13 protein-coding genes are annotated in these 16,053 nt (G+C 67.8%); 5 read left to right on the top strand and 8 right to left on the bottom strand.

The window, feature by feature from the left end; translation table 11 throughout:
- Window positions 1–48: 48 nt before the first annotated feature.
- Both bioF and bioD read left to right on the top strand, forming a co-directional pair.
- Window positions 49–1,191 carry an 8-amino-7-oxononanoate synthase gene (gene bioF, locus AC07NF_RS01065; RefSeq protein WP_494632393.1) on the top strand — a complete coding sequence of 381 codons (1,143 nt, stop codon included), beginning with the start codon at window positions 49–51 and terminating at the stop codon, window positions 1,189–1,191.
- Window positions 1,188–1,844 (top strand): dethiobiotin synthase, encoded by a 657-nt coding sequence (gene bioD, locus AC07NF_RS01060; protein WP_494632397.1) that lies wholly within the window; start codon window positions 1,188–1,190, stop codon window positions 1,842–1,844. Before bioF ends, bioD begins: the two co-directional genes overlap by 4 nt.
- On the opposite strand, the gene AC07NF_RS01055 is transcribed toward bioD, so the two are convergent.
- On the bottom strand, window positions 1,833–2,687 hold the full coding sequence (locus tag AC07NF_RS01055; protein ID WP_494632400.1) for an NAD(P)-dependent oxidoreductase: 855 nt from the start codon (window positions 2,685–2,687) through the stop codon (window positions 1,833–1,835). The two genes, bioD and AC07NF_RS01055, sit on opposite strands and share 12 nt — an antisense overlap.
- A 115-nt stretch (window positions 2,688–2,802) precedes the next feature.
- Between AC07NF_RS01055 and AC07NF_RS01050 the strand changes: the two genes are divergently transcribed.
- Window positions 2,803–3,702, top strand: coding sequence for a flagellar motor protein MotB (locus AC07NF_RS01050; protein ID WP_492811512.1), 900 nt, complete (start codon window positions 2,803–2,805; stop codon window positions 3,700–3,702).
- A gap of 119 nt (window positions 3,703–3,821) precedes the next feature.
- Window positions 3,822–4,664: an arginyltransferase gene (locus AC07NF_RS01045; RefSeq protein ID WP_494632403.1), complete on the top strand. Its 843-nt coding sequence runs from the start codon at window positions 3,822–3,824 to the stop codon at window positions 4,662–4,664.
- Between the two features lie 207 nt (window positions 4,665–4,871).
- Here the strand turns inward: AC07NF_RS01045 and AC07NF_RS01040 are convergent, their stop codons facing one another.
- Genes AC07NF_RS01040 through AC07NF_RS01025 form a run of 4 tightly spaced genes read right to left on the bottom strand, consistent with a single transcriptional unit; the run spans window position 4,872 to window position 8,875 of the window.
- Entirely contained in the window at window positions 4,872–5,639 is a 768-nt protein-coding gene (locus tag AC07NF_RS01040; protein ID WP_494632404.1) for an SDR family NAD(P)-dependent oxidoreductase, read from the bottom strand.
- A gap of 11 nt (window positions 5,640–5,650) precedes the next feature.
- Window positions 5,651–6,586: an NAD(P)H-dependent flavin oxidoreductase gene (locus AC07NF_RS01035; RefSeq protein ID WP_494632406.1), complete on the bottom strand. Its 936-nt coding sequence runs from the start codon at window positions 6,584–6,586 to the stop codon at window positions 5,651–5,653.
- Window positions 6,583–7,545, bottom strand: a complete 963-nt coding sequence (locus AC07NF_RS01030; protein ID WP_492811520.1) for a quinone oxidoreductase family protein — start codon at window positions 7,543–7,545, stop codon at window positions 6,583–6,585. The genes AC07NF_RS01035 and AC07NF_RS01030 overlap by 4 nt, the downstream gene beginning before the upstream one ends.
- A gap of 25 nt (window positions 7,546–7,570) precedes the next feature.
- A complete protein-coding gene (locus tag AC07NF_RS01025; protein ID WP_494632407.1) occupies window positions 7,571–8,875 on the bottom strand; it encodes a serine hydrolase domain-containing protein in 1,305 nt (434 codons plus the stop codon).
- Between the two features lie 203 nt (window positions 8,876–9,078).
- Between AC07NF_RS01025 and AC07NF_RS01020 the strand changes: the two genes are divergently transcribed.
- Window positions 9,079–10,515: a hypothetical protein gene (locus AC07NF_RS01020; RefSeq protein ID WP_494632409.1), complete on the top strand. Its 1,437-nt coding sequence runs from the start codon at window positions 9,079–9,081 to the stop codon at window positions 10,513–10,515.
- A gap of 181 nt (window positions 10,516–10,696) precedes the next feature.
- Here AC07NF_RS01020 and AC07NF_RS01015 read toward each other — a convergent pair whose 3' ends face one another.
- The 3 genes from AC07NF_RS01015 to AC07NF_RS01005 are packed head-to-tail and all read right to left on the bottom strand — an operon-like array spanning window position 10,697 to window position 16,023.
- Window positions 10,697–12,097 (bottom strand): serine hydrolase domain-containing protein, encoded by a 1,401-nt coding sequence (locus AC07NF_RS01015; protein ID WP_494632411.1) that lies wholly within the window; start codon window positions 12,095–12,097, stop codon window positions 10,697–10,699.
- A complete protein-coding gene (gene parC, locus AC07NF_RS01010) occupies window positions 12,094–14,370 on the bottom strand; it encodes a DNA topoisomerase IV subunit A (protein WP_492811528.1) in 2,277 nt (758 codons plus the stop codon). The genes AC07NF_RS01015 and parC overlap by 4 nt, the downstream gene beginning before the upstream one ends.
- Before the next feature lie 60 nt (window positions 14,371–14,430).
- Window positions 14,431–16,023, bottom strand: coding sequence for an alkaline phosphatase D family protein (locus AC07NF_RS01005; RefSeq protein ID WP_494632412.1), 1,593 nt, complete (start codon window positions 16,021–16,023; stop codon window positions 14,431–14,433).
- Between the last annotated feature and the right edge of the window lie 30 nt (window positions 16,024–16,053).

Below are 16,053 nucleotides of genomic sequence, written 5' to 3'. Positions count from 1 at the left end.
GGGCGCCTTGCCTATGCCCCCGGCTCACTGGCCGCAAAGGGAAACGACATGCAGAGCCTCGACGCCTTCGCCGGCGAGAAGCTGGCCGCCCTGGACGCCAAGAGCCTGCGCCGACGCCTCAAGCCCACCCGCCGCCACGACGGCGCCGTGGTCGAGCGCGACGGCAAGCGGCTGATCTCGTTCTCGTGCAACGACTATCTGGGCCTGTCGCAGCACCCCCTGGTCCGCGCGGCGGCGGCGGAAGCGGCGCTGAACTACGGCGCGGGCGCGGCCGCCTCGCGCCTGGTCACCGGCGACCACCCGCTGCTCAGCGACCTGGAAAAGCGCCTGGCGCGCCTGAAAGGAACCGAGGCCGCCTGCGTGTTCGGCTCGGGCTACCTGGCCAATACCGGCGTCATCCCCACCCTGGTCGGGCCCAGCGACGTGGTCTTCGTCGACGCCCTGGCCCATGCCTGCATCTGGGCCGGCGCCCAGCTGTCCGGCGCCAAGATCATCCGTTTCGCCCACAACGACGTCGCCGACCTGGAGCGCCTGCTGCAGGCCGAACGCCCGCTGGCCCGCCGCGCCCTGGTCGCCACCGACGGCGTCTTCTCGATGGACGGCGACATCGCGCCGCTAGACCAGCTGTCGGCGCTCTGCGAGGCGCACGACGCCTGGCTGCTCAGCGACGACGCCCATGGCGTGGGGGTGCTGGCCGAGGGCAAGGGCTCGGCCGCCCTGTTCCCGGACGCCAAGATCCCGCTGCAGATGGGCACCCTGTCCAAGGCCCTGGGCTCATACGGTGGCTACCTCTGCGGCTCGCAGGCGGTGATTGACCTGCTGAAGACCCGCGCCCGCACCCTGGTCTACGCCACCGGCTTGCCGCCCGCCTCGGCCGCCGCCGCCCTGGCCTCGCTGGATCTGATCGAGGCCGATCCAGCCTTCACCGAACAGCCGCTGGCCAAGGCCCGCCTGTTCACCCGCCGCCTGGGCCTGCCCGATGCGCAGAGCCCGATCGTCCCGGTGATCATGGGCGACGCCGACACCGCCCTCGCCGCCTCGGCCGCGCTGGAGGCGCAGGGCTTCCTGGTCGTCGCCATCCGCCCACCGACCGTGCCGGAGGGCACGGCCCGCCTGCGCGTGGCCTTCAGCGCCGAGCACGCCGACGCCGACGTGATCCGCCTGGCCGACGCTGTGGCGGCGCTGCGATGAAAAGCCTCTTCGTCGCCGGAACCGGCACCGACCTCGGCAAGACCCACATCGCCTGCGCCCTGCTCCGCGCCGCTCGGACCAAGGGCCTGACCGTCGACGCCTTCAAGCCCGTGGTCAGCGGCTTCGATCCCGCCGAGCCGGAAACCAGCGACCCCGCCCGCCTCGCCGTCGCACTGGGCCGCCCGGACGCCTGGCCAGAGATCTCCCCCCGCCGCTACCGCGCCCCCCTGGCCCCGAACCTGGCCGCCCGTCTGGAAGGCGAGACCCTGGCCATGCCCGACCTCGTCGCCGACTGCCGGACCTGGCTGGCTGCGCGCGACGTCGACCTCGCTCTGGTCGAAGGCGCCGGCGGCGTCATGTCGCCCATGACCGACGACGCGACCAATCTCGACCTGATGACCGCCCTGGCCCTGCCCGTCCTGCTGGTCGCCGGCAGCTACCTGGGCACGGCCAGCCACCTGCTGACGGCGCTGGAGGTGGTGCGGGCGCGCGGCCTGATCGTCGCCGCCATCGTGGTCAGCGAGAGCCTGGATGCGCCGGACTTGGCCCAGACCGTGGAGATGCTGCGCGCCTTCGAACGGCAAACGCCGATTGTCGTCGCGCCGCGCGAAACAGACTGGGACGCGGCGGACCTCGCAGACCTACTTCTCTAGCCGCGCCACCAGGCTGGACGTGTCCCAGCGGTTGCCGCCCATCGCCTGGACCTCAGCGTAGAACTGGTCGATCAGGGCCGTGCTCTCGAGGTTGGCGCCGTTGCGGCCTGCTTCCTCGAGTGCGATGCCCAGATCCTTGCGCATCCAGTCGACCGCGAAGCCGAAGTCGAACTTGCCCTGGGCCATGGTCGGCCAGCGGTTTTCCATCTGCCACGACTGGGCCGCGCCCTTGGAGATGGCGGCCAGGACGTCGTCGGTCGGCAGGCCGGCGCGCTTGGCGAAGTGCAGCGCCTCGGCCACGCCCTGGACGACGCCGGCGATGGCGATCTGGTTGCACATCTTGGTCAGTTGGCCCGCGCCGACCTCGCCCATGCGGCGCACGGCCTTGGCGTAGACGTCGATGACCGGCAGCACGCGGTCGTAAGCGCCCTGCTCGGCCCCGACCATGATCGTCAGCTGGCCGTTCTCGGCGCCCGCCTGGCCGCCCGAGACCGGGGCGTCGACGAAGGCGTGGCCCTTCTCGCCGAGCAGCTGCGCCATATCGCGCGCCACGGTGGCCGAGGTGGTGGTGTGGTCGACGACGGTCGCGCCCTCCGCCAACGCGGGAAGCGCCTGCGCCACGACGTCGCGGACATCGGCGTCGTTGCCGACGCACAGCAGCACGACTTCCGCGCCCGCCACGGCTTCAGCGATCGTCTCAAAAGCCTGCCCACCGTGCTTTTCGGCCCATTTCCGGGCCTTTTCGGCGGTGCGGTTGTAGACGGCGACCTCGTGGCCGGCGGCCTTCAGGTGGCCCGCCATCGGAAAGCCCATCACGCCCAGGCCGATAAACGCCGTCTTCATGCGCAGACTCCTTGCAAGAGAGCCCGGGATTACGCGCCTGGCAGGGCTCGCGGCAACCCCATCTTAACGACCTTCGGGCAGGTTCCGACCCTATGGTTAAGCGGGCTTAAGCACGATGGCGGTCAACAGCGAACAGCCGATCATCATCAAGAAGGTGAAGAAAGGCGGCGGACACGGTCACCACGGTGGCGCGTGGAAGGTCGCCTATGCCGACTTCGTGACGGCCATGATGGCCTTCTTCCTGCTGATGTGGCTGCTGAACACGACCAGCCCCGAACAGAAGCAAGGCATCGCCGACTACTTCGCGCCCGCCTCGATCTCGTCGACCACCAGCGGCTCGGGCGGCATCCTGGGCGGCACCTCGCTGGGCGATGACGGCGCCAAGGCCGACGGCAAGATGTCGGTCATCCAGCAGATGGCTCCCGAAGCGCCCGACAACGTCAACAAGGACGGCCAGAGCACCACCACCGCCAACCTGGACTCCGCCAGCGAGCAGGCCCTGCGCGACGCCCTGGCCAAGAAGGAACAGGACGCCTTCGCCTCGGCCGCCCAGTCGCTGCGCCAGTCGCTGCAGGACATGCCCGAACTGGCCGAGCTGTCGAAGCAGATCATGATCGACCAGACCCCGGAAGGCCTGCGCATCCAGCTGGTCGACCAGGAAGGCCGCTCGATGTTCAAGGAAAACTCCAAGGAACCCAACGATCGCGCCAAGATCCTGCTGCGCGCCGTGGCCAAGGTGATCAACCAGCTGCCCAACCGCGTGACCATCTCGGGCCACACTAGCGCCAACGCCTATGGCAAGAAGCAGGACGGCGACTGGGCCCTGTCGGCCCAGCGCGCCGACGCCTCGCGCATCGTGCTGCGCAGCGCCGGAGTCGACGACGACCGCATCTATCAGGTGTCGGGCAAGGCCAATTCCGAGCCGCTCTACGCCGACGATCCGACCCTGGCCGGCAACCGTCGGATCTCGATCGTCCTGTTGCGCGAAAAGCCCGTTCTGCCGGATAATCTCTAGTAGAGCCGTCAACCTGTGACCGTTCGCCGCGTGCGTGCGCAGCGAAGCTTGCGCAACTGAACGCAATGCCCCCTAATCTCGTTCAGGGCTGAGCATCAGTTGAAGGGGACAGGGCGACAGTGACGCAGCATTTTCCGACGCGGCAGCTTCGGTTCTTTCTGACGGCGCCCACGCCTTGCCCGTACCTCCCTGGCCGCGAGGAACGCAAGGTGTTCGCCCACCTGCCGCTGTCCGACGGCCCGACGGTCAATGACAGCCTGACCCAGGTCGGCTTCCGTCGCTCCCAGAACATCGCCTACCGCCCCGCCTGCGAGACCTGCCGCGCCTGCCAGTCGGCCCGCGCGCCGGCGGCCGAGTACGTGCTGTCGCGCTCGGAGCGCAAGGTCCTGAACCGCAACGACGACCTGGAACGCCACCTGGTCGAGGCCGAGGCCACGCTGGAGCAGTTCGAACTGCTGCGCCGCTATCTCCTGGCCCGTCACGCCGACGGCGGCATGGCCGAGATGACCTGGCCCGATTACGTGGCCATGGTCGAAGACACCGCGGTCCGCACCCACCTTCTGGAATACCGCAAGAAGTCGACGGACGGCGGCCCGGGCGACCTGATCGCCTGCGTGCTGGTCGACGTGCTCGCTGACGGCCTGTCGCTGGTCTACAGCTTCTACAATCCCGACCTGCCGCGCCGCAGCCTGGGCTCGTTCATCATCCTGGACCACATCGTCCAGGCCCAGCAGGGCGCCCTGCCCTACGTCTATCTGGGCTATTGGGTCCCGGGCAGCGAGAAAATGGCCTACAAGGCGCGCTTCTCGCCGCTGGAGATCCTCAAGCCCGGCGGCTGGTCGCTGATGTCAGCCCGCGAACGCGGGGCGAGGCCGCCCAGCAGCATGCGTGGCGGGGCCAAGGATCCTTGTGACCTGCCGCTGAGCGATGCGGAGCCGGCGGATATCGAGGAGCTGGGGTAGAGGACCGCCCTCTCCCACCGCTCTTCAAACACTCAAAATTTGCTTTCCTGGGCCTTGTGCCCAGGACCCATGCATCCGCTTGCTCGGAAGCGCCGGGAGCGCGCCTACGCTAGCGAAGCGCTCCCGAGATCCAGAACCCAGCCGCGCCATGGGTCCTCGCCACAAGGGCGAGGAACGCAAGTGTGGGATGGAACTGGGTAGTAGGCTCTACCGCGCGAAGCTCACCCCGCCGTCCACCGTCACCGCGCCGCCCATCACGTAGTCCCCTGCTCGCGAGGCCAGGTAGATGGCCGCGCCGGCCATGTCCTCTTCCGAGCCGATGCGGCCGGCCGGGATGGCCTTGGACACCGCTTCGGCGTGGTCGCGGGCGACCTTGTTCATGTCCGAGGCGAAGGCGCCGGGCGCGATGCAGCTGACGGCGATGTTGTCGGGGGCCAGGCGCAGGGCCATGCGCTTGGTCATGTGCAGCAGGCCGGCCTTGGACGCGCCGTAGGGATAGGTCTCTTCCCGCGCCACCGACTGGCCGTCGATCGACGCGATGTTGATGACCTTCGCGACACGATCCTTACCGGCCGCGCGTAGCTGGCCGATCAGGGCCTGGGTCAGGAAGAACGGGGTCTTCATGTTGAGGTCGACGGTCTTGTCCCAGCCGGCTTCCGGGAACTCGTCGAAGCCCGCACCCCAGGCGGCGCCGGCGTTGTTCACGAGAATGTCGAGCTTGTCCTCACGCTCGGCGATGCGCTTGGCCAGGCCCTCGATGCCTTCCATGGTCGAGATGTCGCCCGGCAGCGAGACGCACTCGCCGTATTGGCTGAGTTCCTCGGCGGCGGCGTCGCAGGCGGCGGCCTTGCGGGCAGTGATGTAGACGCGCTTGGCGCCGTAGACGAGGAAGCCCTTGGTGATCATCGCGCCAATGCCGCGCGAGCCGCCGGTGACCAGGGCCACGCGGCCTTCGAGGGAGAACAGGTCTTGCATGGTGGGAACTCCTAGAAGCCGCGCGTGGCGGCCAGGGCGCCGAGGCGTCCGGTGATGGCGTGGAACTGGGCGACGGTTTCGTCGATGATCTGCTGGGCGGACTTCACCTCGTCGATCAGGCCGACGGTCTGGCCGGCCAGAGCGGGCGCGGCCTCCATGTCGCCGCCGAAATAGACGTCGAGGATGTTCTTCAGCACGTCGGGCGGCATGACGCCGGCGTCGTGGATCTCCTTGGTCAGCTCCGACTTGATCGCCCGGATGCAGGGGCTGGCCTTCTTGTTCAGCACCCAGGTGCCGGTCTCTTTCGCGCCGGTGATCGCGGCCTTGTAGTTGGCGTGGACCGGGCTCTCGGCCGAGCTGACGAAGCGGGTGCCCATCTGGATCGCCTCGGCGCCCAGGGCGAACGCCGCCGCCATGCCGCGGCCGTCGCAGATGCCGCCGGCGGCGACGATCGGCACGTCGACCTTGGCCCGGATCGCCTGCAGCAGGACGAGGGTCGAGACCTCCTCGGGGTTCTTGAAGCCGCCACCTTCGGCGCCCTCGACCACCAGGCCGTCGACGCCGGCGTCGACACACTTCACCGCCGCATCGACGGTGGGCACGGCGTGATAGACGACGATGCCGGCGTCCTTCAGGGGCCCGACGAACTTGGCCGGGCTGCCGGCCGAGGTGGTGACGAACTTGACCCCGCTCTCGCAGACGAAACGCAGCATGGCGTCGTCGCGCAGGAACAGGATCGGCAGGTTCACCCCGAACGGCAGGCCGCTGGCCGCCATCTTGGTGATCTCGGCCTTGCAGTTCTCCGTCTCGCCCGACGAGGTCTCGATGACCCCCAGCCCGCCGGCCCGCGATACCGCCGAGGCCAGCGGATAACGAGCGATCCAGCCCATCGGGGCCTGGATGATCGGGTACTTGGCGCCGGTGTGCGCTAGGACGCGGTTGCTCATGGGATCAGCAGCACCCGGCCCACGGCCTGGCGGCTCTCGATATAGGCGTGGGCGCCCGCCGCGTCGGACAGCGGGAAGGTCTTGTCGATGACCACTTCCAGCTCGCCCTTGGCGGCGCGGTCGATCATCTCCTGGATCATGTCGTGCACGCGGTCGGTCATGATCTCCGCGCCCAGGAAGACGCCGGTCAGCGAGCGGTTGCCGCCCATCAACGACGAGACGTCGACCTTCATCGGCTCGCGCCCGGCATTGCCGACCAGCGAGATGCGGCCGCGATAGCCCAGGGCGCCCAGGCTGCCCTGCAGGGTCGCGCCGCCGACCGGATCGACGACCAGGTCGACGCCCTTGCCGCCGGTCAGCTTCATGACCTGTTCGACCAGGTCGTCGCGGCCGTAGTTGATGCCGTGATCCATGCCGAACGCCTTCAGGCGCTCCAGCCGCTCGTCGCTGGAGGCCGAGGCGATTACCGTCGCGCCGGCCTGCTTGGCCAGCTGGATGGCGGCCAGGCCCACAGCCCCTGCCCCGGCCTGGACCAGCACGGTCTCGCCGGCCTTCAGGCGGCCCGCGCCGAACAGGCACTCGTGCGCCGTGCCGAACGGCACCGGGATGGCCGAGGCCTTGTGGATGTCGAAACCGTCCGGGATCGGCCAGGCGTTGCGGGCCGGCACCGCGCGCAGCTCGGCGTGCGAGCCGAAGGCGTTCACGGTGACCACCTTCTGGCCGACCTTGAGGTGGCTGACCTCGGCCCCGACCTCGACGATCTCGCCGGCGGCCTGGTAGCCGACGATGTGCGGGCTGCCCGCCATTTGGCCGCCGCCGCGATTGAGCGTGTCGCCGCCCTCGATGCTGACCGCCTCGACGCGGATGATCACGCCCTGCGGATGGAGGACGGGATCGGCGACGTCCTCATAGCGAAAGACGTCCGGCGCCCCGGTCTCGTAATAGACGGCGGCCTTCATGGCGTTCCTCCCAGACTTGTTCTTGTTATTTCGAAGGGTCGATCAGCGCGTCGTAGACCAGCTTGGCGCTGTCATCGTCGATGTCCTTGATGGCCGGGTCGCCCTGCTTGTTCAGGATGTGGATCATGCCCAGGAAGAACAGGTCGTTCTTGGGGTCGATCCAGAACCAGGTGCCGGCCGCGCCGCCCCAGCTGTAGGTCCCCTCGCCCTGCGGCCCGGCCTTGGCGCTGTCCAGCACCACGGCGAAGTCCAGGCCGAAACCCCGCCCCTTGGCGGTGCTGAACGACGGATCCGAACTCATGATCGTGTCGCTGAGCATATTGGTGCGCATCAGCTTGACGGTCTCAGGCTTGAGGATGCGCTTGCCGTCCAGCTCGCCGCCGTTCAGCAGCATCTGGGCGAAGCGGGCATAGTCGGCATTGGTCGAGACCAGGCCGCCGCCGCCCGACGCCATGGCCGGCGGCTTGGTGATGTCCAGGACCATGAAGCCCTCGGCCGGGATCAGCTTGTTCTGCTTGGGTCCCCATAGATACAGCGAGGCCAGGCGGTCCATCTTGCTGGCCGGCAGCCAGAAGCCGGTGTCGGTCATCTTCAGCGGGTCGAAGATCCGCGACTTCATGAAGTCGCCCAGCGACATGCCGGTCAGCTTCTCGATGATCAGGCCCTGGATATCGACCGAGATGCTGTACTTCCAGCGCGTGCCCGGCTGGGCGACCAGCGGCAGGGCCGCGATGTTCTGCACGAACTCCGGACGCGACTTGGCGCCCAGCACCTTCTCGGCATAGGCCTTGTCGATCGGGTTGTCCTGCACCAGGCCGTAGGCGAAGCCGCCCGAGTGGCTCATCAGCTCGCGCATGGTCGGCGGACGGTCGGCCGGCACGGTGTCGAACGAACCGTCGGCATTGACGCCCTTGAAGACGCGCAAGGATGCGAACTCCGGCACGTACTTGCTGACCGGGTCGTCCAGCTTCCACTTGCCCTCCTCGAACAGGATCATCATGGCCACGCCCGTGACCGGCTTGGTCTGGGAGTAGATGCGGAAGACCGTGTCCTTGGTCATCGGCGGGCCGTCGAAGCCCTTCTTGCCGTGGACCTCGTAGTTCACGACCTTGCCGTGGCGGACCAGCATGGTGGTGACGCCAGGCAGGTGGCCGGTGTCGACCAGGCCCTGCATGTGGGCGTCCAGCTTCTTCAGGCCCTCGGCCGAGAAGCCGACGCTGTCGGGCGCGGCGGCCACGATCGACGCGGGAGCAGCGGCATAGGCGGCGGATGCGCCGCCCGTCATCAAAGTCGCGGCCAGCACCGCCGCGATCACTCTACGAAACGCCAACACGCCCTCCCGAACAGATGTTTGAGGGACCTTAGAGCGCGCTTTCCCGCGATGAAACCCGCTTTTTCTGCGACCAGCGCCATACGCGCGCCAGCTCGTCTCACGTTAAGGTCTTTTAATGTGAAGCTGGGTTGATCGAACGGCGTTCATGTATATTTTTTACTGCACGAGGGATTACGAAATAAATCGGGGATGACCCACCTATGGCCACGATCGACAACCTGGTCTCGATCTATCGCAACGTGCACCGCCTGCCGGGCAATTCGGACCTGCCCGCCAACGCCTGGACCCAGCTGACGCTGATGGCCCAGGGCATCGACGCGGCGCGCAACGGCATGGCCGGCGACACCTGGACCTATGCCAGCGCGGTCGACTGGATCCAGGGCAGCGCTAAGACCACCACCGAGGTGGCGGTGATGTCGTACGGCTTCCTGGCCGACGTGACCCTGGGCTCGAGCGGGCTGGACTATCTGGTCTCGGCGACGGGCGGCAATCCCAACAACCTGAACAGCGCCTACTACGCCCAGTTCAGCCTGGAGAACCGCTTCATCAACTTCGCCCTCAACCTGGTGAAGTTCGGTGAGGCCAAGGACGAGTTCTCGGCCGCCTACGGCGAAAACGCCTCGCCCATCAACACCTTCCAGAAGGCCTATCTGAAGCTGTTCGGGGTCGAGAAGACGCTGGACGAGGTCCTGGCCATCTTCGCCGAGCCGGTGCCCGACGGCAAAGGCGGGACCTATGGCCGCTTCGCCTATTTCGAGGCGATCGGCGGCGACGGCTCGTTCGGCATCGGCACCCGCGCGGCCATGATCGGCTGGCTGATGGCCGAGGCGGTCAAGATCGGCCAGGGTCCTTATGCCGAGGCCATGAAGGCCTACCTTGCCGACATCGGCCTGGACGGTAAGGCCACGCCCGTGAACGCCTTCTACTCCCTGTACGGCAAGGGCGGCGACTACGCCGCCGGCGGCCCGTCCGACCCCGGCCTGCCCGGCGAAAAGGCCAGCTTCGCCCACGACTGGAACGTCGACGCCTTCAACCAGGAGCCGGACGACAACACCCACGTCCTGGCCAGCGACGGCAACGACGTGATCAAGCCGGTGATCTCCGACATCGGCGGCCTGGACGCCGGCAAGCACATCCGCACCGCGGGCGGCAACGACGTCGTGCGGGTCGACAACGGCGTCATGCGCGGCCTGATCGACACCGGAACCGGCAACGACTCGATCTTCCTGGAGAAGTTCGACGGCAAGATCATCACCGGCTCCGGCTATGACAATGTCGACATCGGCTCGTTCGCGGCGATGCACCTGGTCGGCGGCAAGGCGACCGACATCGCCGTGATCCAGGACTTCCAGAAGGGCTTCGACCTGCTCAGCTTCGCCGGCGTGGTCGGTCCGGGCGAGAAGAAGCAGCTCTACTTCATCGCCACCGCCACCTTCGACGACGCCCTGACCGCCTATGCCGGCCAGACCGCCGCCAACAGCAACACCGTCTTCGAGTGGAGCGGCGACACCTACGTCTTCCACAACAACGCCACGGCGGGGCTGGATGCGGGCGATGGCCTGATCAAGCTGGCCGGCGTCACCGGCCTCACCGTCGGCAAGGGCGTGGGCGTCGGTGACATCCTGTTCGCGGCCTAGAACTTCAGCCCTTCTAGGACCGTGACGGAGCTCCCCTCGCCCACCGCGGGGGGAGCTTTTTCGTCAAAAACTGTCATCCCGGACAAGCGCGCAGCGCGCCGATCCGGGACCGCCGGAAGCGCCGAGCTTTCCGCGGTCCCGGCTCTTCGCTTCGCTGCGGCCGGGATGACAGGTATTTGAGTTACCGCGCCGCGGTCGTCTTCACCGTTGGCGGCTTGGCCGGCTGCTGCCCCGGCGGCGCCGGCACGACCGGCGGCCGCTCGATCGCCTGATACACCAGGCTCCGCGACTGCGCGTCCAGGCCAGGCCCCACGCCACCCAGCCGCTGGATCATGCCGACGAAGAACAGGTCGTTGACCGGGTCGATCCAGAACCAGGTGCCGGCGCTGCCGCCCCAGCTGACGGTGCCCGGTCCCACCGGCGCGCCCGAGGCGGCCGGGTCAACGGCCACGGCCATGTCCAGGCCGTAGCCCATGCCGGCGGCGAACGGGAACGGCTTGGGGCCAGGCTTGAGGACCCCGGTCGTGCCGTTGGTGGTGACCACGAAGCCCGGCGGCAGATGGTTCTGGGTCATCAGGGCCACGGACTCGGGCTTGAGGATCCGCACGCCGCCCAGCTGGCCCTTGTTCAGGATCATCTGGGCGAAACGTGCGAAGTCGTCGGTCGTCGAGACCAGCCCGCCCCCGCCCAGCGGCGCGGCCGGCGGCTTGCTGACGTCGCGCCAGGCGCCCTCGACGGCCGGGACCAGCTGGCCGGTGGCCGGGTCGCCGTCATACAGGGCCGCCAGGCGCCCCTGCTTCTGCTCGGGCACGTAGAAGGCCGTGTCCTTCATCTTCAGGGGGCTGAAGATGTGCTCTTCCATGAAGATCGGCAGGGCCTCGCCCGACAGCTTCTCGACGATATAGCCCTGGATGTCGGCCGCCACGCTGTAGCGCCACAGCTGGCCGGGCTCCGAGAACATCGGTAGGCCCGAGACCTTCTGCACCAGGTCGGTCAGCGACGAAGACTGCAGCACCCCGGCCCGGTAGTAAGCCTGATCGGCCGGGCTGTTAGGATCATCGGCCAGGCCATAGGCGAAGCCGGCCGTGTGGGTCATCAGCTCGCGCATGGTCGGCGGGCGGGTGATCGGGGCCAGGATCGGCTGGCCGGCCGCGTCGACGCCGGTGGCGATGCGCAGATTGGCGAACTCGGGCACGTACAGGCTGATCGGGTCGTCCAGCTTCCACAGGCCCTGCTCGTACAGGATCATCATCGCCACGCCGGTGACCGGCTTGGTCTCCGAGCGGATGCGGAAGATGGCGTCGAACGGCATCGGCTCGCCGTTCAGAGCCCGCTTGCCGAAGGCCTTGGCGTGGACGACGCGGCCGTGGCGGGCCAGCAGGGTCACGCCGCCGGCGACCTGGCCATTGGTGACCATCGCCTGCATGTGCTCGTCCAGCTTCTTCAGGCGCTCGGACGAGAACCCTAAGTCCTCCGGCTTGGCCTTGGGCAGGGCCAAGGCCGGAGTCGCGGCAACGGCCGCGCAGCCGAACACGCTGGCCAGGAGGCGCAGCGCGCGACGACGCAGCCGTCCACTCATCATTTCGGCTTGAACCGCTTGTTGGTCGCGAAGCCCTTGGGAACCAGCTTGCCAGCCCCGGCGCGACGGCCGACCCATTCCTTCCACTCCGCCCAATCGCGGCGGCGGCCGGCGGTGTCGATCCAGTAGGCCCCGGTCTCGGCGTTGAACGACAGGCCGTCGCGCAGGCCGCCCTCACGGTAGGCCTGCAGCTTGACGCCCTTGCCGCGCGGCATTTCGGGCAGCTCTTCCAGCGGGAAGATCAGGATCTTGCCGTTGTCGCCGATCACCGCGAACTGGTCGCCCACGGCTTCCAGGCAGAAGGCGGCGCCGGCGGCGTCGACGGTCAGGACCTGCTTGCCGGCCTTGCGGTTCGCGAGCGCTTCTTCCTCGGGCATCAGGAAGCCGTAGCCCAGCTTCGAGGCCAGAATGCGTTTGCGGCCGGCCTTGAACGGGAAGACGTCGATGATCTTCACCTTGTCGTCCAGCTCGATCATCATCCGCACCGGCTCGCCATGGCCGCGCGCGCTGGGCAGCTTGTCACAGCCCAGCGTGAAGAAGCGGCCGTCGCTGGAGAAGATCAGCAGCTTGTCGGTGGTCTCGGCCGGGACCAGGAAGCCCAGCTTGTCGCCTTCCTTGAACTTCAGCTCGGACGGATCGTCGATCTTGCCCTTGGCGGCGCGGATCCAGCCGCGTTCCGACAGGATGATGGTGATCGGTTCACGGACGATCATCGCCTCGATGGCGGCGTCGGCGTCGACGATCGGCGCATCGGCGAAGATCGAGCGGCCGTTGACGCCGGTCGGACGAGTCTTGTCCCAGGGGTGCTTGATCTTCAGCAGGGTCGCGCGGACCTCGGCCAGGCCCACGCCCACCAGCTTCCACTGCTTCTCGTCGCTGGCCAGCATCGCCAGAATCTTGTCGCGTTCTTCGACCAGCTCGGCGTGCTCGCGGCGGATCTCCATCTCTTCCAGCTTGGCCAGTTGGCGCAGGCGGGTGTTGAGGATGGCGTCGGCCTGGATGTCCGAGAGCCCGAAGGTCTCGATCAGCTTTTCCTTCGGCTTGTCCTCGTAGCGGACGATCCGAATGACCTCGTCGAGGTTCAGATAGGCGATCAGCAGGCCGTCCAGGATATGCAGACGGGCTTCGATCTTGGCCAGGCGGTGACGGGCCCGGCGGGTCAGCACTTCGCGGCGGTGAGCCAGGAAGGCCATCAGGGCCTGCTTGATGCCCATCACACCGGGAGTACCCCGCGCGTCCAGCACGTTGATATTGACCGGGAAGCGGCTCTCCAGCGCCGAGAGCTTGAACAGGCTCTCCATCAGCACTTCGGGCTCGACGTTCTTGGACTTGGGCTCGAGCACCAGGCGGATGTCCTCGGCGCTCTCGTCGCGGACGTCGCCCAGCAGGGCGGCCTTCTTGCTGTCGATCAGATCGGCCAGTTGCTCGACCAGATCGGACTTCTTCACCTGGTACGGGATCTCGGTGACGACGATCTGGTAGGTGCCGCGACCGGTGTCTTCCTTTTCCCACTTGGCGCGGATGCGCACGCCGCCGCGACCGGTCTCGTAGGTCTCGAGAATGCTGGCGCGCGGTTCGACGATGACGCCGCCGGTCGGGAAGTCCGGACCCGGCACCTTCTCCATCAGCTGTTCGGTCGTGGCGTCGGGATTGGTCAGCAGCAGCTGGCAGGCGTCGATCAGCTCGGCGGCGTTGTGCGGCGGGATCGAGGTGGCCATGCCGACCGCGATGCCCGACGAGCCGTTGGCCAGCAGGTTCGGGAAGCCCGACGGCAGGACCACCGGCTCCTCGTCCTGGCCGTCATAGGTCGGGCGGAAGTCGACCGCGTCCTCGTCGATGCCGTCCAGCAGAAGCGTCGCCGCTTCCGTCATCTTGCACTCGGTATAACGCATGGCCGCGGCGTTATCGCCGTCGATATTGCCGAAGTTGCCCTGCCCCTCGACCAGCGGCACGCGCTGGGAGAAGTCCTGGGCCAGACGCACCAGGGCGTCATAGATCGACTGGTCGCCGTGCGGGTGGAAGTTACCCATGACCTCGCCGACCACCTTGGCGCACTTGCGCGCGGCGGCCTCGGGGTTCAGGCGCATGTTGCTCATCGCGTACAGGACGCGACGGTGCACGGGCTTGAGACCATCGCGCACGTCGGGCAGCGCCCGCGAGCCGATGGTCGACAGCGCATAGGCCAGATAGCGCCGCGACAGGGCTTCCGTCAGCGGCTCGTCGAGGATGCGATCACCGTCGTCGGGACCGCCGGGGGGCAGGACAGATTTGTTCATCGAGGGGATTCGTACTCCGGGTCAGGAGTCTAGCAGGAATCCCCCCGCTGATTCGAGCGCTTAGGCCTGAACGATCCCCGGTTTTCCGGCTTCCAGCGCCCATTTGGCGCGGGTCGACAGCTTGCCGTCGCGGCGGGAGACGGCGTCCAGCACCTTGAACTCGGTGACGAAGGCCTTGGGGGTCACGTCGCAGATCGCGTAGCCGCGCTGGCTGTTGTTGAACTTCAGCTGCGGGTTGCCGGCCTGGACCTTGGCCATGTCGGCGCGCTGGTCGACGCCGTCGCCGCCCGACGTGATCGAGGTGATCACGAATTCCGAAGCGATCGGCGCCCCCTCGTGCTTGGCGCCGTCCACCCACAGGTCGCCGGCGAAGTTCTGGTGCTCGTCGCCGGTCAGGACAACGGCGTTAGCGACCTTGGCGTCCTTCATCTTCTGCAGCAGGCGACCCCGCGGGATACGGTAGCCGGCCCACGAGTCCGGATTGACCTGCACGCCCGGAGCCGCGTCGCGATCGAGATCCATCATCATGATCTGCTGGGCGATAACGTTCCAGGTCGACTTCGAGCCCGTCAGGCCCTCCATCAGCCACTTCTCCTGGGCCGCGCCGACGACCTCGGCCTTGAGATCGCCAATCTCGGCGCAGGACGCCGCGTACTTGTCGCCGCAGGGCTGGTCGGTGCGGAACTGGCGGGTGTCCAGCAGGTTGAGGTTCAACAGCTGGCCATAGGCGGCGCGGCGGTAGATCTGCATGGATGCGCCAGCCGGGAAGCTCGAGGCCCGCAGCGGCATGTTTTCGTAATAGGCCTGCACGGCGGCCTGGCGGCGCAGGTTGAACAGCTTGGGATCGGTGCCGTCCTGATCCCGGTCGCCGACCCAGTTGTTGTCGGTCTCGTGATCGTCCCAGACGGTGAACCACGGCGCGGCGGCGTGGGCGGCCTGCAGGTCGGTGTCCATCTTGTACTGGGCGTAACGGCGGCGGTAGTCGTCCAGCGCGTAGATCTCGCTGCCGAAGTGCTGGCGGACATTCTCGGTCGGGCCATTGGCGCCGCCGTTGTAGGTGCGGTTGCCGCGCCCTTCGTAGATGTAGTCGCCGTAGCAGAAGACGAAGTCGGGATTGTCCTCGGCCAGGCGGCGATAGGCCGTGTAGTAGCCAGCCTCATAGGCCTGGCAGCCGGCGACGGCGAAGCGGACGCGGTCCAGGGCCGCGCCCAGGGCCGGCGTGGTGCGGGCGCGACCGGTCAGGCTGCGCTCCTTGCCGACGGTGAAGCGGTACCAGTAGTCGCGACCCGGCTGCAGGCCCGCGACCTCGACGTGGACGGCGTGGCCCAGTTCCGGCGGGGCGATGGTCGTGCCCTTGGCGACGACGGTCTTGAAGTTGGCGCTGTCACCGACTTCCCAGTCGACCGCCACCGGGGCCATGGGCATGCCGTAGCCGATCTCGAACGGCTCGGGGGCCAGGCGGGTCCAGATCACGAAGCCGTCCGGCGACGGGTCGCCCGAGGCCACGCCCAGCTGGAACGGATAGGTCCGGAACGCGACTTGAGCGAGCGCCTTGCCGCTCTCAAGCGGGATCGCCAGGGCGGTGATCGCCGAAGCGCCGAAGACGTTCAGCAGGCGGCGACGGCTGAGGGCGTAGCGGTCGAGGACAGACATGGCGGAACTCCAGAACTGAAGCTCCGCCGA

This window comes from Caulobacter sp. GW821-FHT10A06 (assembly GCF_059415805.1).
Note: the sequence above shows the minus strand (reverse complement) of the source record. Positions and strands in the feature narration are given on the sequence as shown.